Source organism: Formosa sp. Hel1_31_208 (genome assembly GCF_900104785.1).
Classification (GTDB): domain Bacteria; phylum Bacteroidota; class Bacteroidia; order Flavobacteriales; family Flavobacteriaceae; genus Psychroserpens.
The window spans coordinates 1,760,050-1,784,042 of the sequence record NZ_LT629733.1 but is presented as its reverse complement, the minus strand read 5'-3'; the positions used below and the strand labels follow the sequence as shown (position 1 = coordinate 1,784,042).

Here is a 23,993-nt window from a genome sequence, read left to right as displayed (position 1 = left end):
AAAAACAGATAGTGCTTTTGGTATTCTGTTATAGTAGAGTAACTTTGATAAAAATCTCTGTTCAACTTGATGCAAGAACTCAATTTTCCGAAGTTTTCATTCCGTTTCAAAAGTAACGAAAATAAAGTTTCTATTTTCGATGAGATTCGTAAAAAATTCATTGTATTACAACCCGAAGAATGGGTGCGCCAGCATTGCGTTCAGTATTTAATACAATACAAAAAATATCCAAATTCCCTCATCAATGTTGAAAAGGAACTCAAAGTCAACGGATTGACGAAACGCTATGATATTGTTGTGTTTAATCCCGATGGAAGCATTCACCTCATTGTAGAATGCAAGTCGCACAAAATAAAAATTGACCAAAGTACATTTGACCAAATTGCACGTTACAATCTGGAGTTAAATGCGAGTTATCTCATGGTAACTAATGGAATTAATCACTATTATTGTGTTATGGACCAAGAGCATCAGCGCTATGAATTTTTAAGAGATATTCCCAATTACAAATGAAGCTCGCTATCGTTATACTTAATTGGAATGGAAAGCAATTACTAGAACAGTTTTTGCCCGCAATCATTCAGTATTCTGAAGGGGCTAATATTTATGTTGCTGATAACGCCTCTACAGATGATTCAATCGCTTTTGTAAAGGCTACATTTCCGAAGGTCCATATCATTCAAAATACAGAAAATGGAGGCTATGCCAAAGGCTACAATGACGCCCTTCAACATATAAATGCTGATATTTACTGCCTGCTCAATAGTGATGTAGAAGTCACTAAAGATTGGCTCGTTCCTATCATTTCTGAATTTGACTCCAATATAGAAACTTCCATTATCCAGCCCAAGATATTAGACTTCAAGAACAAAACATTTTTTGAGTATGCTGGTGCAGCTGGTGGATTTATTGATAAATATGGCTATCCATATTGTAGAGGACGTATGTTCAATAGCATTGAGAAAGATGAAGGTCAATATGATGATAGTATACCTATTTTCTGGGCTTCTGGTGCTTGTATGTTTATTAGAAAATCATGCTTTGAGGCGCTTCATGGGTTTGATGAGTCGTATTTTGCACACTTTGAAGAAATCGATTTGTGCTGGAGAGCGTTTAATGCTGGTTTCAATGTCAAATATGTAGGGACATCTACCGTATATCATGTAGGAGGTGCTACTCTAAGTGCTTTGAATCCGAAAAAAACATATCTCAATTTCAGAAATAGTTTGTTCACACTGACTAAAAACGTTGCAGGTTTTCTCTTAGGAATTATTTTTATGAGACTCGTACTAGATGGTATCGCTGGTTTAAAGTTTCTTCTAAGTTTTAAAGTCGGGCATTTCATAGCCATCCTGAAAGCACACTTCAGCTTTTACGCCAACTTACCTCGACTATTAAAAATGCGAAAACAACTTCCAAAGCGTAAAAAATACTTCCAAACCACTTCCATTGTATGGTCCTATTTTGTAAGAAAACGTTATCGTTATTAATTGTTCATAAATGTGTTAAAATTTTAGTTAAAGATCATCAATAGGTATGTTCTTTTCTATAATTTTGGTAAGTTAAATAACAACTAATTATTAAACTTTATTATGAAAAAATTAATGCTATTAAGTGTTGCTGGGATGTTCATTTTGACTTCATGCGTATCGAAGAAGGAATATATGGCACTAGAACAACAACAAAAAGAGACTCAGGATTTATTAAATTCTGCAACGGTCAAATTAAATAAATGTCTATCTGATGAAGCCGCTTCTGCTGCGCGTCTAGAAGAATTAAAAGGACGTCTAGCAGATATGAAATCTGCAAATGAAGCCTTAATTGAGAACACTAAAGACATGACTGTTCTAACGACTCAAGGCGCTAAAAATGTAGAAAAATCTTTAGAGAGCTTAAAAGAAAAAGATCTTAAAATTTCACGTTTACAAGATGCCTTGTCTAAAAAAGATAGTGTAACATTAGCATTGGTAACGAGCTTAAAAAAGGCTGTTGGTATCGACGATCCAGATATTGAAATTAACGTCGAAAAAGGAGTTGTGTTTATCTCTATCGCAGATAAATTATTATTTAAAAGTGGAAGTTATAATGTAACCACCAAAGCAAAAGATGTTTTAGCTAAAGTCGCTAAAGTAATTCAAAGCAAACCTGATTTTGAAGCCATGATTGAAGGTCATACAGATAGTCGTTCTTATAGTAAAGGCGAGCTAGTAGACAACTGGGATTTAAGTGTAAAACGTTCTACTTCTATAATACGTGTATTACAAGAACTAGGTGTTAATCCTGGTCAGTTAATTGCTGCAGGTCGCAGTAGCTATGTTCCTTTAGCAGATAATGATACAGCTGAAAACAGAGCTATTAACAGACGTACTCGTGTGGTTGTATTACCAAAAATCGATCAATTTTATGAAATGATTGAAGAGGAAATGAAAAATTTGTCTGCTGAAAACTAGCAGTGATTAAAATAATTTAAACAAAGCTCAATTGAAAGGTTGGGCTTTGTTTTTTTAGTTTATTTAAAATATCTCCAGACTGCCTTTTCCCTCTCGTACAATCAAAGGCTCATCACCCGATAAGTCGACAACAGTTGACGGCTCATTATCTCCATAACCACCATCAATAACCAAATCCACAAGGTTATCCCATTTCTCTAGTATGAGCTCTGGATCTGTGGTATACTCAATAATTTCATCTTCGTCGCGAATAGAAGTTGAAATAATAGGATTTCCAAGTTGGCGCACAATCTCTAAAGCAATATTATTATTTGGTATACGGATACCCACCGTCTTTTTCTTTTTAAAAGGATTAGGCAGCGACTTTGCTCCCGGCAGAATAAACGTATACGGCCCTGGCAAAGCGCGTTTCAATATCTTGAATGTTGTAGTGTCAATTTGTTTCACATAATCGCTTAAGTTGCTCAAATCTTCACATATAAAAGAAAAGTTAGACTTTTCGAGCTTTACACCTTTAATTCTAGCAATCTTTTCTAAAGCTTTTATATTGGTGATATCGCATCCTAAGCCGTATACCGTATCTGTTGGATAAATAATCAATCCTCCTCGCTTGAGCACATCTATAACCTTCTTAATTTCTTTCGGATTAGGATTATCTTCATAAATTCTTATCAATCGGGCCATAATATGTATCTTATAAATGCGTTTACAAAGTAATTAATAATTTCATTATGAAGACTATTAAATACACTTTCCTGTTGCTTTTTATATCCGTAGGGATCCAATCATGTTCTGAAGATGACGCCAACACAATAAATCCTAGCGAGAACTCACCGCTTAGTTTTCGTCAAGAACTGAATGTATCGTATGGCAGCGACAGTGATCAAGTATTCGATATTTACCTACCTGCGAATCGCACACTTAATACTAAAGTGATGCTATTGGTGCATGGTGGAGGCTGGACGTCTGGAGATAAAGAAGACATGAATATTTTGAAAGACTTGATGCTTCAAGACCTTCCAGATATTGCCATTGTTAATATCAACTATAGGCTTGCAGATGAAAATAATACGCCGTTTCCAATGCAAATCGACGATATCACAACCATTATCAATCTTCTTGAAACTAATCAGACTGATTATGTCATCTCTGATGATATTGGATTTTTAGGAACAAGTGCAGGTGCTCATTTATCGATGTTATGGAGTTATGCTTACGACACAAACAGCGATGTAAAAATGATTGCTAGTATTGTAGGGCCAACAAATTTTACAGATCCCGCATATTTAGACAATGAAGATCCTGCATTACAAGAATTAATTAATATCTATGGTATTGATGCTTCTATTCCCTTTTTAGAACTAGTTAGTCCATACCATCAAGTAACAGCTGACGCACCGCCAACTATTCTTTTTTATGGCGGACAAGACCCATTAATTCCTTCGAGTCAAGGTATTGACATGCAAGCCAAACTGGAAAATTTAGGCGTAACACATCAATTTATACTATATCCAAATGCTGGTCATGGCTGGGTAGGTGTTGAACTTTTAGATACCTGGACCAAACTCAAGGCATTTACTTCAACGCATTTATTGTAATGATGCTACTACCCTAAAACGTCCAATTTAGCAAAACGCAGTAATAGCTTTTTTACACCACCAACCTCAAAATTAATCTCGGCTTTGGTATCAGCCCCTTTCCCTTCTATACTCATAACTTCTCCTTTTCCAAAACGAGCATGTTCTACAATATTTCCAACCGTAAGTTTACCATCAAATAAATTACTATTATCCGATGGATCACTTTTAGATACACGTTTTAAGTTTTGAGGTGCCACAAATTTTGGTGGCTTCGTTTCAGATTTTCGTTTGATTGGTTTCTTAAATCGGATGCGGCTAGGCTCTACATCCCCAAAGATATCAGCGCTTAACATTGGGTTTTGCCTTGGCTCATGAAGCGGAGTAATAATATCGACATACTGATTATCAATTTCCTCAATAAAGCGACTAGGTTCAGCATCTATTAGTTTTCCCCATCGATAACGCGATAACGTATATGTAAGATAAGCTTGTTTCTCTGCCCTTGTTAACGCCACATAAAATAACCGTCGCTCTTCTTCTAGTTCACTGCGCGTATTCATACTCATAGCACTAGGAAATAAATCCTCCTCCATGCCTACAATAAATACATACGGAAATTCTAAACCTTTAGCCAAGTGAATCGTCATTAAAGCCACATGATCTGGATCGCCTTTGTCTGCATCCAAGTCAGTTGCCAGAGCCACATCTTCAAGAAACTCTGCTAAAGAATCTCCTGCATCTGCAATTTCTATTTGTCCTTCAACAAAATCTTTAATTCCGTTTAAAAGTTCTTCCACATTTTCCAGCCGAACCTGACCTTCGGGAGTTCCTTCTTTATTAACTTCTCTAATTAATCCGCTTGACTTAGTAACGTGTTCAGTGAGTTCAAAAGCATTCGCAGTTTGATTCATCACCTGATAACTCTCTATTAGTGTGACAAAATCTTTGAGTTTGTTTTTGGTTCCTTTATTAATATTGATATTGATATCATCAATGTGTTGAATGACTTCAAAAATCGATTTATTGAAGCCATTGGCCGCTACAACCAAACGATCAATAGTCGTTTGACCAATTCCTCTTGCTGGATAATTGATGATCCGTTTAAGAGCTTCTTCATCGGCGGGATTCAAAATTAAACGCAAGTATGCGGTCACATCTTTAATCTCCTTGCGCTGGTAGAACGATAAGCCTCCATAAATACGATACGGAATATCCCGTTTACGAAGTGCATCTTCAATAGCCCTAGATTGCGCATTTGTTCGATATAAAACTGCAAAATCTTTGTTGGCTACATGATCATTCATTTTGTTTTCCCATATGGTACTTGCTACATACCGCCCTTCATCTCCATCGGTTAACGATCGATGTACTTTTACTTTTTCCCCTTCTGTATTTGCTGTCCAAACAACCTTATCTAATTTTGTTTTATTATGTTCTATCACAGAGTTGGCTGCTCCTACAATATTTTTTGTAGAACGATAATTTTGTTCTAGTCGATATACCTCAACATCATCATAATCTTTCTGAAAGTTTAAAATATTATTAATATTTGCCCCTCTAAACGCATAGATACTTTGAGCATCATCACCAACAACACAAATATTTTGAAAACGATCCGACAAAGCTCTTACTATGAGGTATTGTGAATGATTCGTATCTTGATACTCATCAACTAATATATATCTAAATTTATTTTGATATTGCGCTAAAACATTTGGAAAACGAGTTAGCAACTCATTTGTACGAAGGAGTAAATCATCAAAATCCATCGCACCAGCTTTAAAACAGCGATCTACATAATTTTGATAAATTTCACCCATTCGAGGTCGTCTGGATGCGGTATCTGCCTCTATTAAATCCGGGTTTTTAAAATAAGCCTTTACGGTAATTAAGTTGTTTTTATAGGATGAAATCCGACTATAAACTTGTTTGGTTTTATAGATATCTTTATCCAAGCCCATCTCTTTAATGATTGATCCCAGAAGTTTCTGTGAATCTTGAGTATCATAAATTGTAAAATTACTAGGAAATCCTAAGTGATGGCCTTCAAATCGCAGTATTTTGGCAAACACGGAGTGAAATGTTCCCATCCAGAGATTTTTAGCTTCACCATCACCAACAATATCAGCAATTCTGCCCTTCATTTCTTTGGCCGCCTTATTCGTAAATGTTAACGCCAAAATATTAAATGAATCTACACCTTGACTCATTAAATATGCGATGCGATACGTCAAAACTCGCGTTTTACCAGATCCTGCACCAGCAATGACAATCATTGGGCCATCCTTTTGTAATGTAGGTGCTAACTGTGCTTCGTTTAACTGACTTAAATACTTCTCCAAACCTGAATTATTTTGAAAGGTGAAATTAACCAAACCTCATGTTTTTAGTAAAGGATTTTATCAATAATTATAAACAATCTGCAAAAATTTGATATCCTATTATATATCGATATATTTATAAAAAATCAATACATTGAATAAGTCACTATTACTCATACTTACCTTTATTTTAAATACGCTCATGGTTATTGGGCAAGTTGAAAGAGCTCAGGGAAAAATCATACCTGACTTTGGTCAAACCTTCGAAGTTGAAAATCCGGAAATAAAAACGGATACTAATACATTGCTTAAAGTTATTTTTGATGTATCAAAAAGCGCTGAAAACAATACTCAAATTAACAGTTATTTAGTTACTGCCGCTCGTTTTTTAAACATGCATGCTAATGCCGGGATGAATCTTGATCAACTTAATGTTGCAATTACAGTGCACGGAAGTGCATGGAAAGACATGCTTAATGATGAGGTATACATGGAAAAGTATGGTAGTGAAAATCCCAATTCAGAATTACTAAATCAATTAAATGCTGCTGGTGTAGATATTATAATGTGTGGTCAAACAGCGGCATACAGAGATGTTTCAAAATCAGATTGTAATACCAGTGTTAAATTTGCCCTTTCTGCTATGACAGCATTAATACAATACCAAAACAATGGTTATCGATTTATCAAATTTTAAAAAAATCAGTCACAAAACACTCTGAAAGTATACGTTTCAAAATCAAAAAAAGCATCTTTAAATTAAATAAGATGCCTTTCTTTTTTTAAATATCTTAGTAAAAATTTATAAACATGAAATCTCTCACTGCATTACTCCTATTTCTCTGTTCGTTTTCTTTCGCTCAAAATTTAATTGAAAAAGAATTCATAGATATTGAATCTAAAGTCATCCAATGGCGACATGATTTTCATCAAAACCCTGAACTTTCCAATAGAGAATTTAAGACGGCAGATAAAATTGCAGCGCACTTAAAGTCTTTAGGCATGGAAGTCCAAACTGGCATAGGAAAAACTGGTGTCGTAGGTGTTTTAAAAGGCAATCAACCCGGAAAAGTAGTAGCACTGCGGGCCGACATTGATGCCCTACCTGTTACAGAGCGTAACGACCTACCCTTTAAGAGTACAGTAGAAACTGAGTTTTTAGGTACCAAAACAGGTGTAATGCACGCATGTGGTCATGATACACATACAGCTATTTTGATGGGTGTTGCTGAAATTTTAACTCGACACAAAGACAAGATAAAAGGAACCGTTAAATTTATATTTCAACCTGCCGAAGAAGGCCCACCACCTGGTGAAGAGGGTGGCGCTAAATTAATGATTAAGGAAGGGGTTTTAGAAAACCCAAAAGTTGATGCCATTTTTGGTTTGCACATTCGTTCAAATTATGATGTTGGCACTATCTATTATAAAAAAGGAGGTATTATGGCTTCTGTAGAACGTTTTGTGATTACTGTAAAAGGGAAACAAACTCATGGTGGAAGACCATGGCAAGGTGTTGACCCCATACTAATTTCAGCCAAAATAATTGATGGCTTACAAACTATCATTAGCAGAGAGTCTAAACTGGTAGACGAAGCCGCGGTAATTACCGTTGGAAAGATTACAGCTGGAACACGTTTTAATATTATTCCGGAAAGTGCAGAATTAATAGGAACTGTCAGAACTTTAGACCCAGACATGAAAGCACTTATTCAACGTCGCATGACCGAAATGTCTCGTGACATCGCCAAAGCTTATGGTGGAGAAGCTACAATAACGTTTCAAAACAATACAACAATTACCTACAATGATTTTGATTTAGTAGATCAAATGCTACCAACGATGGAGCGAGTAGCCGGAGCAAAAAATGTACGTCTACGTAAAGCCACAACCGGAGGCGAAGATTTTTCCTATTTTCAAGAAATTATCCCTGGCTTCTATTTCTTTCTAGGAGGAATGACACCCGGAAACACTGAATCATTTCCACATCACACACCAGATTTTAAGATTGATGATAAAGGTTTATTGCTTGGGGTTAAAACCATGACGCACTTAGCCTTAGATTATTTAAATCAATAATTAACGGAATTTCAATTGAATACTATGGATACCTTTTTTAATTTCATTTCAGGCATCTCTTGGTGGATGTGGATACTCATTGTTTTAACGGTAATTGCCATTAGAGATATCATTCAGAGAAAACATACAATTAGTCATAATTTCCCTATCATAGGACATATAAGGTATTTACTAGAGAGTATCGGCCCAGAATTGCGTCAATATTTAGTAGCCAATAACAGAGAAGAATTACCCTTTAATCGCATCGAACGAAGTTGGGTTTATGCATCTTCAAAGAATGAGAATAATTATGAAGGGTTTGGAACCGATAAAGACATCTATGCACATCAGCACATATTTGTCAATAATGCCATGTTTCCATATCGCATAAATGAAGAGCATCCCAATTCTATTGACAAAACATTTCTGCCTTGCGCTAAAATCATAGGCGCACACAACAAACGGCGAAGACCCTATCGACCCGCATCAATTATTAATGTATCTGCCATGAGTTTTGGCTCTTTATCGGCTAGAGCTATCGAGTCTTTGAATAAAGGCGTTAAAATGGCTGACGCCTACCATAATACCGGTGAAGGAGGCCTATCGCCATATCACAGTCACGGTGCCGATGTGGTGTTTCACTTCGGAACTGGATATTTTGGAGTTAGAAGTGCAGACGGCAACTTTTCAATGGAAAAAATGAAACAACTGGTAGAAGACAACCCGTTTATTCGCGCTATTGAGATCAAATTATCACAAGGCGCAAAACCAGGCAAAGGTGGTGTGCTTCCAGGATCAAAAATTACGCAAGAAATTGCTGATATTAGAGGGGTGGAAGTAGGAAAAACAGTATTGTCACCTCCAAATCATAAGGCCTTTTCAACAGTTTCTGAAATGGTAGATTTAATTGAAGCTATTGCCGAAGAAACAGGCTTACCAGTGGGTATAAAAGCCGCAATTGGTAAACTAGCACAATGGGAAGAATTAGCAGATATTATGCTGAAAACGGGTAAAGGTCCAGATTTTATTACCGTTGATGGTGGTGAAGGCGGAACAGGTGCTGCACCACCTAGTTTCGCAGATCATGTGTCATTACCCTGGGTTTACGGATTTGGAGATCTCTACGGACTTTTTAAACATAAAGGTCTAAGTGACCGAATCGTGTTTATTGGTAGTGGTAAACTTGGTTTCCCCGCAAAAGCCGCTATGGCATTTGCTATGGGTGTTGATGTTATTAATGTCGCTCGCGAGGCCATGATGAGTATCGGTTGTATTCAGGCGCAAATCTGCCATACAAATAGATGCCCTAGTGGTATTGCAACACAAAAGAAATGGCTGCAAAACGGAATTGACCCTACGTTAAAATCTGTACGATTAGCTCAATATTTTAAAACATTTAGAAAAGAATTTATTGAAATCACACATGCCGCAGGTTATGAGCATCCATGTCAATTTGATATGGATGATATTGATGTTAATGTTGATGACCATAATTTATCAAAAGAACTTTCCAAAACTTATAAATACAACAAAACACCTGTACCTTTCAAATCTATGCAAGATTTAAAAGATTGCAAATATTTAGGTGGAAAATTATAAATTACTGAACACAATAATTTTAAAACCCTTAAGTTTACAACTTAAAATAAACACAATTAAAACGAACTATGGAACTGGATATTTTAGGCCTATTATTATATTGTATACCTGCTCTCGTAACCGGAGCTATCGCATTTCTATTTTTTAGAGAACACATCGAAAATGAAAGCCGACGTCGTGACTTTTTAATACAAAAAGATCTTCAAAAAGATGCCTTACCATTGCGTCTTCAAGCCTATGAACGTCTCTCGCTTTTTCTGGAACGAATCAAGCTGTCAAAATTACTAGTTAGAGTCAATCCAATGTCCTCAAATAAAGAAGATTACGAAAATTTACTTATAGCAAACATTGAACAAGAATTTGATCACAATTTAGCACAACAAATCTATGTAACTGACCAATGTTGGAGCGTTACGTCAACTGCCAAAAATGCGACTGTTCAAATGATAAGAAAAGTGACCATGTCAGACGAGATAGATTCCGCAGATAAACTGCGTGAAACACTATTAACTGAAATGATAGACAGACGATCTCCCAGTGATGCAGCATTATCTTTTATCAAGGAGGAAGTTTCAAATATTTGGTGATATTTCATTTTTCAAAGCATCTTTTTTATGCTTTTCTTTTGCATAAGAATAACCTTGCTCCCACCATTTTACCATTAATGGTTTACTAAAAATCAAGGAGTTCTCAGTAAGACTCGTTGGTGTATAATACAAGTTTAGTTTAACACCTCGGTTTTTTGCTGCTAGTTTCCCAATGACAATATCGTTCTTTTCAACCTGATCCAAAAGATGGCCAAACAAATTCATCATTAAAGAAAACGGATTCTTACCCAACACCTTCTGTCGCTCCATTTGCTCTGCCTCTAAAACTACGGCATCAACTTCAGTAGCTCCTCGCAAAATAGCCTCTCTTATCGGTATCACACATCCTAAGCCACCATCAGCATACTCGTAACCATCAACTGTCGCTAACGACATAAAAGGGATGTAATTACAAGAAATCCATATCCAGTTACAAAATTCTTCATACGAAAAATCTCTAATCGATTTATACTCCACACGATTCATAGACAGATTTGACACCGTAACCACTACATCTTCTTGCGTGGCTTTAATTTTATCGTATTCTGCTCTGGTGAAATTTTGTCTAATATTTCGCTTTAAGGCTTTACTTTCTCCAAAGGTGCGTTTCATACGAATAAACTGCCACAACGAATTAAAGAAATCAATGGACACATATTCCCGATCACCCTTTTTACGCTGCACAAACGGACTTATACTAAAAATATCATGTTGTTGCACATTAGTGAATATATTATACAGCTTACCGATATCATTGACCGCTAAATGAGGTACCAACAAACTCCCAGTCGACGTCCCTAAAAACAAATCATAGTCACGACCCTCAACCTCCATTAAGTATTGAGCAACACCTCCTGCAAAAGCACCTTTACTGCCGCCCCCTGAAATCACTAATGCTCTCATAATTGATTTTTAAGTTTTCCGATTAATATTTTATATTTTACATTTTGCTCAAGTTCTTCTAATACGCTTTTTGAAAACTTTGAAAAACGCCAGTTATGATGCTTAGTCGCCTGAATTAAACTCCTTACCGATTCGATTTCAAAACCGCCAATGAGTTTTAAATACTTAAATGCATTCATACGTAATTCAAAATGCTGATTTGGCAAACTATAGCTTATCAATTCGTTTAACACCTCGATTTTTTTCTTAGATTGATATTCAGGCGTATTTAAATGTAAGCCCAACCAAAGCAATCTCACATTATAATCGTTGAAACCAATGATATCTTTGGTTTGCTGCAAATACTTAGCCCGTTCTTTAGGAAAATTAACCCATAAATTATACAACGCAAGTTCTTTAGTGATATAGGAAGGATCCTCCAACAAGGATTCATATTGTAATTTTATTTCAAGAGGAATCTGAGTCGCATAATTAGCAATAGCCTGACGCACTTCTAGAGAATTTTGAAATGCACTAGCATTAACTTTATCTTTAATCTGACTAATGACTTTCACCTTAGCCTTATCTGAAATATTTGACAACAGATATTCATTGCATTCAGAGGTAAACACCTCGCAATCTAGCATAAAATAGTCTTGCATAAAAGAGGATTGCTTCAAGAATCTAACCACTGCGTCCTCTGGAAAATTAGACGCCATAAGCCAAGTATTTACATAATCTGTTAGATCATGTCCACTTGCCATTTCAACTTCTTTTATAAAATCTGAAGTGTCAACATTAGCGAATTGATGTTTCTCCAAATAAGTGACTACGGCAGTTTTAAAAGCACTATCTCCCACCCGTTCTCTTAGAATATGCAAGGCCCAGGCACCTTTCTTATAAAAGGTTGTACTGCTAGATTTTGGATTTAATAACGATGTGCTTTGACCTGCCGAATTTTGAGCAATTAATTCTTGAGCGTTTTTAAAAAGCTGCCAATAATAGTGATCGCTTCCAAAAATCTCACGTTCTGCTAACAACGCATAATACGTTGCGAAACCCTCTTGCAACCAATGATGCTCGCCAGATGTTGCGGTAACCAGATTACCAAACCACTGATGGGCTAATTCATGCGCATTGACTGTAATATAACTTCTATCATTATAGCCAGTAGAATCAACTACAAAGCTATCTGAAAACACAGTGAGACTAGTGTTTTCCATCCCTGAGTACAGAAAATCCTTTACAGGTGCTTGCTTATAGTTTTGCCAAGGAAATGGAAATCCAATCTCTTCTTCCATAAAATCAAACATGCGTTTGGTATAGCGGTAAGTAGGCTCAACTTTAAGAGAATCTTCAGGATAAAAATAAAATTCTAATGGGATACCACTTTTTGAAGTCGCTATTTTTTTATTGTATTTACCAACGACTAAAGCAACCAGATAACTAGACATAGGTGCTTTCATATCGTAGTGCCATGTCGTAAAGCCGTCTTCAAATTCTTTATTAACGAGCTTACCGTTTGCCAATACGTCATATCCATTTTCGTAAGTAATAGATAAATCGAACTCAATTTTATCGTTCACGTTATCTAAACTAGGCAACCAATTACTTGTGTACTTACCCTGACCTTGAGTCCATATTTGGTCACCAACAAAATAGAGTGCTTTTTTAGGTTTGACGTGATAGCTAATCTCCAAGGCATTATCTTTTGAAGGACTAAACCTCTTACGGATAACACCATTAAAAGTATCAGCAGTCAAAATCAATTCGGTATCGTTTAATGTAACGCGATCGCAATTAATAGCCTGAATATCAATTACTATTGAATCCACAGGCTTTAACACATCGAAAGTATAAGTAACCAATCCCCTAACCTCTTTGTGTTGTGAATCTACATAAACATCTGCCGCAGCTCTTTTAAAATCTACATAATCTGTTTGTTGCGCAGCAATAGTTCCGCTGAAAATAAAAACAAAAACAATTTGAATTAGTGACTTCATATACAGGTTTAATCAAAGACAAGACCAAAATACAATTTTTACAGATATACTCGAAAGTAACAGGGTTATAAGGCTACAATTTACATCAGAATTAATTAAATTCGCTACATGAGTGTTAATCTTCAAACTCCTATAGATTATCTTAAGGGCGTTGGTCCTAATCGCGCAGATTTATTGCGTAGCGAGCTAGGCATACACACCTATCAGGATTTGATTAACCTCTTCCCTAATCGCTATTTAGACCGCACTAAATATTATAAAATCAATGAATTACAACGCCATAGTGCTGAAGTTCAAGTTATTGGAAAAATTATTGGTTTTAAAGAAGTTGCTCAAAAACGCGGCAAACGCCTTATTGGGACTTTTGAAGACGAAACCGGGAAAATAGAACTGGTTTGGTTTAGAGGACAAAAATGGATTCGTGACAGTATTAAATTAAATACCTCTTATGTGATTTTCGGAAAAATCAACTGGTTTAATGGTGTTTTTAATATGCCACATCCTGAATTGGAACTATTAAGTGATCACAATGAGAATTTACGATCATCCATGCAGGCCGTTTACCCCTCAACCGAAAAACTATCCAATAAGGGAATTACCAATCGCGTATTGACTAAAATCATGCAAAGTTTGTTTTTGGAAACCAAAGGACATTTTTATGAAACCCTAAATAAAGAGCTCATTTCAGAACTAAAATTACTACCAAAAAAAGACGCCCTATTTAATATTCATTTTCCCAAAAATCAGGACCTATTATCACGTGCAGAATTTAGACTTAAATTTGAAGAATTATTCTATATTCAGTTGCAATTAATTTTAAAAAACTTAATCCATAAATCCAAAATAAAAGGATTTCCTTTTGTGTCTGTTGGAAATTATTTTAACACTTTTTATAAAGACCATTTGCCTTTCAATTTAACCCATGCTCAAAAACGAGTATTGAAAGAAATTAGACAAGATTTAGGAAGCAATGCCCAGATGAACCGATTACTCCAAGGTGATGTGGGATCAGGAAAGACCATAGTCGCGTTCATGTCAATGTTAATGGCGCTTGACAATGGCTTCCAAGCTTGCTTAATGGCTCCGACTGAAATTTTGTCAGTCCAACACTATCAAGGATTGTTAGAGTGGTCTAATAAATTGAATATCAGTATAAAACTACTTACAGGTTCAAGTACTACTTTAGAAAGAAGAAAAATTCACGAATCACTTGAAAACGGGGAATTACAACTCCTAATTGGCACACATGCGCTACTAGAAGATAAGGTGAAATTTAAAAATTTAGGTCTGGCAATTATTGATGAGCAACATCGTTTTGGAGTCGCGCAACGTTCAAAGTTATGGAAAAAAAACACCTCTCCTCCTCACATTTTAGTGATGACAGCCACACCAATTCCGAGAACATTAGCCATGTCTGTTTATGGTGATTTAGACATCTCAATTATTGACGAATTACCACCTGGGCGACAAGCTATAAAAACGGTTCACAGATACGATTCAAATCGACTGAAAGTGATGCGATTTATGCGTGATGAAATCACAAAAGGCAGACAGGTTTATATCGTTTATCCACTTATACAAGAAAGCTCAGCTTTAGACTACAAAGATCTTATGGATGGCTATGAAAGTATAGTGAGAGAATTTCCGCAGCCTCAATATCAAATTTCTATTGTTCATGGAAAAATGAAACCAGCCAACAAAGACTACGAAATGCAACGTTTTGTAAAGGGCGAAACACAAATAATGGTAGCCACTACTGTTATTGAAGTTGGTGTTAATGTACCTAATGCTTCAGTTATGATTATCGAAAGCGCCGAACGATTTGGTTTATCACAACTACATCAATTACGCGGTCGTGTAGGTCGTGGCGCCGAACAAAGCTATTGCATACTTATGACGAGCCATAAGTTAAGTCAAGACAGTAAAGTGCGATTAGAAACTATGACCAGAACTAGTGACGGTTTTGAAATTGCAGAAGTTGACCTCAAATTACGCGGACCAGGAGATATCATGGGTACCCAACAAAGTGGGGTATTAAATTTAAAGATCGCTAACATTATCAAGGACAAAGATATTTTACAAAGTGCTCGATTTTATGCAAAACGTGTGCTAAGTGCAGATCCGTCGTTAAGTTTTCCAGAACATAAAGAGATATTATACACCTATAGACAATTGGGTAAATACAAGAACATCTGGAATTATATTTCATAATGGCAGCACGCAAGCCAAAACCTCAACACTTGTTGTCATTCATTCTGAAAGAATTATATAGTTATCTTCGTCAAAAAAATTATATAATCCAACCGAATGCAAAAGAATACTACGGACATCCTAATAATTGGAGCAGGCCTCACCGGTATCACACTTGCTTATTATTTAAAACAGTTAGATGTTTCTGTAACACTTGTGGAGGCTAGAAATCGTATTGGCGGACGAATATATACCAAACTAAATACCAATCAAGCACCAATAGAACTTGGCGCAACATGGCTAGTTACTGAACATAATGCGTTATTACAATTATTGAAATCATTAGACCTCGATGTTTTTGAGCAACACTATGGAAAGACTGCTATTTACGAGCCCAACAAGTCAAACCCACCGCAACTAGTGAACTTACCAAATAGCAGCTCGGCAAGTTATCGTATTGCCAATGGAACACAAACAATTATTAATACCTTGTCATCACATCTTGAACCCAGTCAAATCATTACCAATTGCAACATTGATTCGATAGAAAAGCATACTGATTTTATTTCAGCACAATCTCAGGCGTATAATTTTAATTGTAAAATAATTGTTTCTACCTTACCTCCTTATCTCTTACAAAAAGCGATACAGTTTACACCTCAATTACCTCAAGAGGTGGTTGGGGTTATGAAAAACACACACACTTGGATGCATGACTCTATTAAAGTTGGCTTCACCTTTAAAAACCCCTTTTGGAAAGGAGAACACACTAGTGGTACTATTTATAGTAATGTTAGTCCGCTTCAAGAATTCTATGATCATTCGAACGCAGATGGAACTTTACATGCTTTAGTTGGTTTCATGAATAAGGAGTTTCAGAACCATTCAAAATTAGAACGACAAGAATTAGCACTTCATCAATTAGAGAATTACTACGGAAGTCAAGTCCGAAATTTTCTAACATACGAGGAATTGGTTTGGAAAGACGAATGCTTTACAACAGCTGCTTATGATGACTTTATAATACCACAACAAAACAACGGGCACTCACTATTCCTAAAGAGTTATTTAAATGAAACCTTTTTTATGGCAGGAACAGAAACAAGCGTCTATGCCTCAGGAAAAATGGAAGGTGCTGTGAGAAGTGCGCAGCACATTTTTAGACAATTAGAATCCATTTTATAAGTATCTTTATAAAAAATTACACCTATGAGCATGCTCCACCTAAAACTAGAAACTGATCCGCGTTGGGCTACCATCGCAGAAGAGAATATCGAAGAAATCTTATCTGATCATGCTTGGTGTGAACAAAAAGCATGCACAAATGCCATTACTATAATTACACATAATTCTCAATATGAAGACCTGGTCACCGATTTACTGGAATTGGCTAAGGAAGAGCTTGAGCATTTTCAAATGGTTCATGAGATTATTAAAAAGCGTGGTTATACTCTAGGACGCGAACGCAAGGACCATTATGTAAATCAACTCTATAAATTCATGAATACAGGCGGAAATCGTCTACAAAGCATGGTTGATCGACTCCTATTCTCTGCAATGATCGAAGCCAGAAGCTGCGAACGTTTTAAGCTATTATCCAATCGTATTAAAGACAAAGAACTCTCTAAGTTCTATTATGATCTTATGGTGAGTGAAGCCGGACATTATACAACATTCATTACTTACGCCAGAAAATACGGAAAAGACATTGATGTAGACAAACGATGGGAAGAACTAATTGCTTTTGAAGGTGAACTCATTAAAAGCTACGGAACATCTGAAACCATCCATGGCTAAATTATGATTAAAAAACACCTTACACTAAGCCTGTTTTCAGCAGTTGCATTGCAATTCAGTTTTGGACAACAGCGCAAAGCGAAATTTGAACCAGCTGATGATGCCTGTTTAGTATTTGTAGGGCAAGATTTAGCAGCGGTTGGTGGACTTGATAACTATTCTAATGGATATAGCGATCACTTTAAAATTCCTGCTGGTATTACAGTGTATACCAATATGTCGCCAGGAGATGAATCTTTCGGGTATGATAATAAAGGTCTTGATGGCATAAAAACAAAGGCAAATTGGGGAGCTGGTGATAACTGCGCCCAATATTACCTCAATGAATCAAACTATAATAATAGTATGATAGCCATAGGTCTATCAATGGTTAATCATGAAAAGGAAATAGGAAAAGGTGAGCGAGATAACCTCATCAAAGAACTCGCGCAATGGATTAAAAGCACCAAACGCCCTGTTTTTTTAAGAATAGGGTATGAATTTGATGGTTGGTCATGGAATCATTATAACAAAAAACATTATCTAAAAGCATGGCAGCGCATCCATTCTATTTTTAATGACATGAATGTTGACAATGTTGCCTTTGTTTGGCAATCAAAAGGAAATGGTTCAGATCAAGACACTCTTGAAGCATGGTATCCTGGTGATGACCTTGTAGATTGGTGTGCGTATTCATACTTTGGCAATCCTGATGAAGAAATGCTAGTGTTTGCTCGACGCCACAACAAACCTGTGTTTATCGCTGAGGCCACGCCTGTACAAGAAAAAGACAATCTTTATTTCAATGCTGATTTAAGTAATCCAAAAGTTGCGAAACATATTTGGGAGGTATGGTTTGTTCCGTTTTTTGAGACGATAGCCGCTAATAAAGACATCATCAAAGCCTTCTCCTATATCAATTGCGATTGGTCTTCACAACCCATGTGGATTAACAATCCGACCTTTCAAAAAGTAGATTCGAGAATTCAGGAAAGCGATTATATTTCAGAACGCTGGAACGCGGAATTAGCAAAACCAAGATATATTGAAGGATCAGACTTAAAAGATCAGAATTAGGCGATTATTACTATTTAAAAATAAGATTTAGAACGACTAGTTCTCGTCTAACAACTGGTTTATAAAGCTTTCGAATTCATTCTGAAACCTGATATACTTTTCACCTGTTGCTGGCCCGTTAAAGCCCGTATGAATTTTTCGCACCTTCCCTTTTTTATCAATAAATATTGAGGTTGGGTATGATAAGACATGATTTAACATTGGGAGCTTCTGCTGTGCTTCGGCTTTATCAGATGAGCCGTATTGTGCCAATAATATTGGATATTGAATACCAATACCATCCTTCAAGCGCTTGATACTTTGAAATGCTTTTTCTTCAGATTTAGCATATTCAAAAGCTAGAGCAACAAATTCTAGGTCCTTTTCAGCATTAATATCATAAAATTCAGAATAATACTTGCTTTCATCTAGGCAATTAGGACACCATGTCCCCATGATTTGCACAACCACAACCTTATTCTTAAATCGATTATCAGTAAGTGAGACCACGTTTCCTTCTGCATCAGGAAATGAAAACTCAAATACCTCATAACCCTCTTTTAAAAAAGTCAAGTTGTTGGCATCAGGCAATTCATAACTTTCATTTCGTTTGGCAACAAAAGGTTCTTGCCAGTGGTTTCCAGAGTAGAACATTCCGCTCATGGTACTATCAGTCACTTTAGCTGTAAACAAAAACGCATGTGCACCATCAAAAGTGGACAACTTCATTATATCTCCATCCATGACACCTTCTAAATACCTGTAATCTCCTGTTGTAGTTCTAAAAGTACCCGTCACAGTTAAGCCGTCTTGCTCAAAAATACCTTTAGCAATATATCGATCGGCTTCACTATTAGGACTAAAAACAGCTTCCCAATTACCACTAATATCATTAGACGACACCCCTTCTTTAGTCTCAAAACGTTTAGCGTTTCCAAATTCTGCTTTAAAAGGTAAAATACGATCTTCATTTTCTTTTATAAAATTACCTGATAGCTTCCCGTTTTCCACCACAGCTTCAATATATCCTTCAAAAACAGGTGTTTTCAAAACAACAGTATCATTAGAATAACTAATATCAGTCACCATAATCACCTCATCTGCATTAAAGATTTTCAACGCATCACGAGAGGTCACCTCAAAATTAAATGGGAGTATTTCCGTATCTGTAACTTGTAATTCAGCTCGCCAAACACCTTCCAACAATGGGTCAGGCTGGTTAATATTACAACTTAAACACAGGCATATGAGTGATAATAACAGTACTTTTCGCATCTTCTTTTTAGTTTAAAAACGTGTAGTCTCGACAAATATATGATTCTTACATAGATTGTCTAATAATCATTAACCAATCCTTAAGACTTTTATAAATCTATTGTATGTACAAAAAAATAACAATTTAGTTTAATTTTTATGCAAATCAAGAGCTTGAATTTGATAGTATTATTATCTTTGACACCTGATAAACTAAGACAATGAAGATATCATATAACTGGTTAAAACAATTTTTAAAAACCGATTGGTCTGCAGAAGAAACGGGTGAGTTATTAACCGATCTGGGATTAGAAATTGAAGGCATAGATACATATCAATCTGTAAAAGGCGGATTAGAAGGTATTATTGTGGGAGAAGTATTGACTTGTGAACAGCACCCTAATGCTGACCGATTAAAAATAACCACTGTAGCTATTGGTAACGAAGCACCTTTGCAAATTGTATGTGGCGCACCAAATGTTGCTGCGGGGCAAAAAGTACCTGTAGCTACCATTGGCACTACGCTTTACACCGAAACTGGTGAAGCTTGGACCATCAAAAAAGGAAAGATTCGCGGCGAAGAAAGTCATGGAATGATTTGCGCAGAGGACGAATTAGGTCTTGGTAAATCCCATGATGGCATTATGGTTTTGGATGAAAAACTAAAAGTTGGAACCCTTGCCGCTAACATCTTTAATATAGAAAACGATCAAGTATTCGAAATAGGTTTAACCCCTAATCGCGCTGATGCCATGAGTCACTTTGGCGTTGCTCGCGACTTGAAAGCTGGATTATTACAAAAAGAAATCAATACCGAACTTATAACACCTTCGGTGAGTTCTTTTCATGTCGACAGTAGAACTCTTAAGATTGATATCGATGTGAAAGACTATGCGCTTGCGCCTCGTTATTGTGGGCTGACCATTACAGGTATTAAGGTTGAAGACTCTCCAAACTGGTTACAAAATCGTTTAAAAGCCATAGGATTAGCTCCAAAAAACAATATCGTAGATATCACAAATTATGTTTTACACGAACTAGGACAGCCTCTACATGCCTTTGATGCAATAAAGATTTCTGGCAATAAAGTCGTTGTAAAAACACTTCCAGAAGGCACAAAATTCACAACTTTAGACGATGTTGAACACGAACTAAGTTCGGAAGATCTCATGATTTGCGATGCCGAAAAACCTATGTGTATTGCTGGAGTTTTTGGTGGCGCACATTCTGGTGTAACCGAAAATACCACTAGTATCTTTTTAGAAAGTGCTTATTTCAATCCTGTAAGCATTAGGAAAACAGCCAAGCGTCATGGTTTGAATACCGATGCTTCATTCCGTTTTGAACGCGGAATCGATCCTAACCTTGCAGATTACGCTTTAAAACGTGCAGCACTTTTAATTGCAGATATTGCTGGCGGAGAAATATCGAGTGATGTTTTAGATTTCTATCCAAAGAAAATCGAAGATTTTCAAGTGCGTTTAAGCTTTGATAATGCCAAGAAATTAATTGGAGAGGAGATTCCTAAGGAAACCATTAAAAGCATCTTAACGTCGTTAGACATCAAAGTAAATAATGTCACAGAAACTGGTTTAGGTCTTACCGTTCCATCTTACAGGAACGATGTACAACGTGAAGCTGATGTCATTGAAGAAATATTGCGTGTCTATGGGTATAATAACATCAAAACCACAGAAAAGCTTAATGCCTCTATTTCTAATACATCGAAATTTGAAGACTATAAACTTCGAAATATTATTGGCAATCAATTAGCAGCGCAAGGGTTTTATGAAATTTTATCAAATTCGTTAACAACACCAAAGTACATTGCATTGAGTGCTCAACTTAAAGACGAGCATAATGTTGAAATGCTTAATCCTTTGAGCAATGATTTAAGCGTCATGAGACAAAGTTTATTGTTTTCTGGTTTGGAAGCTGTGAGTTACAACATCAATAGAAAACGAGATAATTTAAAACTCTTTGAATTTGGAAAAACCTACCACAATTATAATGAGGCTCGTGAAGAATTCAAGCATCTGTCTATTTTCTTAACGGGAAACAAAAGTACCTTACGCTGGAATGCACCACTACAAAAGAGTGATTTCTTTTATTTAAAGGGAATCGTAAGCAGTATTTTAGAACGTTTGGGCCTTTCTAGACACAAAGTGTCGCCTATTAAAAATGACGTCTTTAGTGAAGGTATAAGCTTGTCACTAGGAAAAACGAAGTTGGTAGACTTTGGTATCATTAATAAAAAGGTATTAAAGCACTTCGGTATTTCTCATGAAGTTCTTTTTGCGGATTTCGATTGGGACAATGTCATTTCAATGGCTAAACACAACGCTATTAAATTTAAAGACATTCCTAAATACCCTGAAGTACGTCGTGATTTCGCCCTATTAATAGACGATCAAGTGCGTTTTGAAGATATCGATAAAATTGCCATGCAAACTGAAAAGCAATTATTGAAAGACGTCGATTTGTTTGATGTGTATCAAGGTAAGAACCTTCCAAAAGGCAAAAAAAGTTATGCGGTAAGTTTTACGCTTCAAGATGAACACAAAACACTGACTGATAAACAAATTGATAAAATCATGAATAAGCTTCAAGCTAATTTTGAAAAACAGCTTGGTGCAGAATTGAGATAAAAAAACCCCTTTCAAATTGAAAGGTTTTTTTTATCATATATTATTGTCTTGCATAAGTCTCGACATAAGTAAAAGGACCATCTACTGATTCTAATACTAAAGTCGTATCATTTAGCAGTAAGATTTCTGAAATATCTGTATCCCCTTCATAAGTATCATATAAGAAATTACCATCTTCAATTGTGTAATCACTGGTTATGGTTTCTGTTGCAAGACAGTCATTCGCTTCTGTTTCTGAAGTTGAATCATAATATACTGTAGAACTTAATTGTGTACCATTATAAATTTCCGTTACCAGATTATCACATTGATTTATATCAAAAGTACTAACTCCATTTTCAGTTTGCTCGGTTAACTTCCATGTGCCAATAATTAAACTTGGATCTATTTCATCATTAGATACAGTCGCAGAAGCAAAAGCTACACAACCATTATCATCTATTGCGATGACGTAATAAGTCCCATCTTCAGTAACCGTAATATCGTCACAACATGAGCCCGTATCTGTTTCTCCTGTAGACCAATAAAAATCATAATCAAGTGAATCTCCATTCACAATCGCCACTAATAAATTACCTGGATCTACGCCAATGATGACTTCTAAGTTAGAATCTTCGCATGGGCTTTCGGTAACATCGACTACTTCAGAACAAATAAAATCTGTATAAGGAATCGAACAAAAATTTTCTTCGTTGTTTGCTCGTCTTTCAGATTCACATGAGTTAGTCCATTGACATTCAGAAAAATTTCCTCCAGAATTAATCTGCTCTCCAACAGTAGTTGTTATAGTTGCTGATCCTGCTAACGCCATGATAGCAATTATAGCAACTGCACCAATAAAAAGAGCCCCAAAATTTAAACTTGATCTATTTGTGCTGGTATCATTGCCATAAAAAAGAAGTTTTTCAATGATATTTTTACTTGTATTAAGAGCATCTGACGCTAACAAATCATCATCAGAATTCAAAAAATTACCAAAATCGCTTAACGATGTTCCACTTGCAATTTCTTGAACTCCGTCTTCATTTCCAAAATACACATTGCCAGTAGCTTCATCTTCTAAAACAAAAACTTTATTGGATATTACTCCAGTTATAGGGTCTTGTTGATACACGGAATTAATTATTCCATTTTGATCAAATGAAATCACATTAGATAAACCGGATCCATCATCTCCTACTAGTTTTGATAACTTAAATATATTTCCACTGATATCAGTATTTAAATAAGAGGTAACTTGACGATTACTATCTGTATCCCAATACGTTGTTCTAGGAACCACTGAACTTGGCACAAGATTATCTCCAAATCTAATAAATTGGATATTAATAGGGTCGGTGGATTGTGAATCGCCACTATCATCCTCAGAACAAGAAAATGCAACTGTAATTAAACTAAATAATAAATAGAAACGGAAAAAACTCTTCATGATTAAGTTGTTGGTTAATTAAAGTCTAAAACTAAAAATAAATTTAGTGTTTCACAATACCTAATAACCAGTATATTAATACATTCATCGAATAGTTCTTATTTTTAGTGTTTGAATAATGGTATAGAAGCAAACAGAAACAGCTTGGTGCAGAATTGAG

At 35.9% G+C, this 23,993-nt stretch carries 19 protein-coding genes; 13 read left to right on the top strand and 6 right to left on the bottom strand.

Features of this window, described 5'->3' with window-relative positions; all coding sequences use genetic code 11:
- Positions 1 to 69: 69 nt before the first annotated feature.
- From BLT57_RS08115 to BLT57_RS08105, 3 genes are all read left to right on the top strand, one after another.
- Positions 70 to 513, top strand: a complete 444-nt coding sequence (locus BLT57_RS08115) for a type I restriction enzyme HsdR N-terminal domain-containing protein (protein WP_091424683.1) — start codon at positions 70 to 72, stop codon at positions 511 to 513.
- Positions 510 to 1,490, top strand: coding sequence for a glycosyltransferase family 2 protein (locus BLT57_RS08110; protein ID WP_091424680.1), 981 nt, complete (start codon positions 510 to 512; stop codon positions 1,488 to 1,490). Before BLT57_RS08115 ends, BLT57_RS08110 begins: the two co-directional genes overlap by 4 nt.
- Before the next feature lie 102 nt (positions 1,491 to 1,592).
- Positions 1,593 to 2,450, top strand: coding sequence for an OmpA family protein (locus BLT57_RS08105; protein WP_091424676.1), 858 nt, complete (start codon positions 1,593 to 1,595; stop codon positions 2,448 to 2,450).
- Between the two features lie 63 nt (positions 2,451 to 2,513).
- Here the strand turns inward: BLT57_RS08105 and BLT57_RS08100 are convergent, their stop codons facing one another.
- Positions 2,514 to 3,134 (bottom strand): L-threonylcarbamoyladenylate synthase, encoded by a 621-nt coding sequence (locus BLT57_RS08100; RefSeq protein WP_091424674.1) that lies wholly within the window; start codon positions 3,132 to 3,134, stop codon positions 2,514 to 2,516.
- Positions 3,135 to 3,166: 32 nt separating this feature from the next.
- Here BLT57_RS08100 and BLT57_RS08095 point away from each other — a divergent pair, with 32 nt between their 5' ends.
- Positions 3,167 to 4,048: an alpha/beta hydrolase gene (locus tag BLT57_RS08095; RefSeq protein ID WP_255361782.1), complete on the top strand. Its 882-nt coding sequence runs from the start codon at positions 3,167 to 3,169 to the stop codon at positions 4,046 to 4,048.
- An 8-nt stretch (positions 4,049 to 4,056) separates the two neighbouring features.
- On the opposite strand, the gene BLT57_RS08090 is transcribed toward BLT57_RS08095, so the two are convergent.
- Positions 4,057 to 6,372: an ATP-dependent helicase gene (locus tag BLT57_RS08090; protein ID WP_091426711.1), complete on the bottom strand. Its 2,316-nt coding sequence runs from the start codon at positions 6,370 to 6,372 to the stop codon at positions 4,057 to 4,059.
- A 133-nt stretch (positions 6,373 to 6,505) separates the two neighbouring features.
- Between BLT57_RS08090 and BLT57_RS08085 the strand changes: the two genes are divergently transcribed.
- From BLT57_RS08085 to BLT57_RS08070, 4 genes are all read left to right on the top strand, one after another.
- A complete protein-coding gene (locus BLT57_RS08085) occupies positions 6,506 to 7,048 on the top strand; it encodes a DsrE family protein (protein WP_157717148.1) in 543 nt (180 codons plus the stop codon).
- Positions 7,049 to 7,161: 113 nt separating this feature from the next.
- A complete protein-coding gene (locus BLT57_RS08080) occupies positions 7,162 to 8,430 on the top strand; it encodes an amidohydrolase (protein ID WP_091424666.1) in 1,269 nt (422 codons plus the stop codon).
- Between the two features lie 24 nt (positions 8,431 to 8,454).
- Entirely contained in the window at positions 8,455 to 10,008 is a 1,554-nt protein-coding gene (locus BLT57_RS08075) for an FMN-binding glutamate synthase family protein (protein ID WP_091424663.1), read from the top strand.
- 68 nt (positions 10,009 to 10,076) lie between these two features.
- Positions 10,077 to 10,595, top strand: coding sequence for a hypothetical protein (locus BLT57_RS08070; protein ID WP_091424661.1), 519 nt, complete (start codon positions 10,077 to 10,079; stop codon positions 10,593 to 10,595).
- On the opposite strand, the gene BLT57_RS08065 is transcribed toward BLT57_RS08070, so the two are convergent.
- Together BLT57_RS08065 and BLT57_RS08060 are read right to left on the bottom strand one after the other, a co-directional pair.
- Positions 10,581 to 11,498, bottom strand: coding sequence for a patatin family protein (locus BLT57_RS08065; RefSeq protein ID WP_091424659.1), 918 nt, complete (start codon positions 11,496 to 11,498; stop codon positions 10,581 to 10,583). The genes BLT57_RS08070 and BLT57_RS08065 overlap by 15 nt on opposite strands.
- Positions 11,495 to 13,480 (bottom strand): M1 family metallopeptidase, encoded by a 1,986-nt coding sequence (locus BLT57_RS08060; RefSeq protein ID WP_091424655.1) that lies wholly within the window; start codon positions 13,478 to 13,480, stop codon positions 11,495 to 11,497. Before BLT57_RS08060 ends, BLT57_RS08065 begins: the two co-directional genes overlap by 4 nt.
- Before the next feature lie 108 nt (positions 13,481 to 13,588).
- Here BLT57_RS08060 and recG point away from each other — a divergent pair, with 108 nt between their 5' ends.
- From recG to BLT57_RS08040, 4 genes are all read left to right on the top strand, one after another.
- Positions 13,589 to 15,691 carry an ATP-dependent DNA helicase RecG gene (recG, locus tag BLT57_RS08055; protein ID WP_091424651.1) on the top strand — a complete coding sequence of 701 codons (2,103 nt, stop codon included), beginning with the start codon at positions 13,589 to 13,591 and terminating at the stop codon, positions 15,689 to 15,691.
- A 96-nt stretch (positions 15,692 to 15,787) separates the two neighbouring features.
- The gene (locus tag BLT57_RS08050) at positions 15,788 to 16,855 is read left to right on the top strand and encodes an FAD-dependent oxidoreductase (RefSeq protein ID WP_091424648.1); all 1,068 of its coding nucleotides are present in this window, start codon (positions 15,788 to 15,790) and stop codon (positions 16,853 to 16,855) included.
- 30 nt (positions 16,856 to 16,885) lie between these two features.
- A complete protein-coding gene (locus tag BLT57_RS08045) occupies positions 16,886 to 17,467 on the top strand; it encodes a tRNA-(ms[2]io[6]A)-hydroxylase (RefSeq protein WP_091426709.1) in 582 nt (193 codons plus the stop codon).
- 3 nt (positions 17,468 to 17,470) lie between these two features.
- Positions 17,471 to 18,523: a 1,4-beta-xylanase gene (locus BLT57_RS08040; RefSeq protein WP_231928657.1), complete on the top strand. Its 1,053-nt coding sequence runs from the start codon at positions 17,471 to 17,473 to the stop codon at positions 18,521 to 18,523.
- A gap of 36 nt (positions 18,524 to 18,559) precedes the next feature.
- On the opposite strand, the gene BLT57_RS08035 is transcribed toward BLT57_RS08040, so the two are convergent.
- Positions 18,560 to 19,777, bottom strand: coding sequence for a peroxiredoxin (locus tag BLT57_RS08035; protein ID WP_091424646.1), 1,218 nt, complete (start codon positions 19,775 to 19,777; stop codon positions 18,560 to 18,562).
- 200 nt (positions 19,778 to 19,977) lie between these two features.
- Here BLT57_RS08035 and pheT point away from each other — a divergent pair, with 200 nt between their 5' ends.
- On the top strand, positions 19,978 to 22,404 hold the full coding sequence (gene pheT, locus BLT57_RS08030; protein ID WP_091424643.1) for a phenylalanine--tRNA ligase subunit beta: 2,427 nt from the start codon (positions 19,978 to 19,980) through the stop codon (positions 22,402 to 22,404).
- A gap of 40 nt (positions 22,405 to 22,444) precedes the next feature.
- Here pheT and BLT57_RS08025 read toward each other — a convergent pair whose 3' ends face one another.
- Positions 22,445 to 23,833 carry a lipocalin family protein gene (locus BLT57_RS08025; RefSeq protein WP_091424640.1) on the bottom strand — a complete coding sequence of 463 codons (1,389 nt, stop codon included), beginning with the start codon at positions 23,831 to 23,833 and terminating at the stop codon, positions 22,445 to 22,447.
- Positions 23,834 to 23,993: the final 160 nt, after the last annotated feature.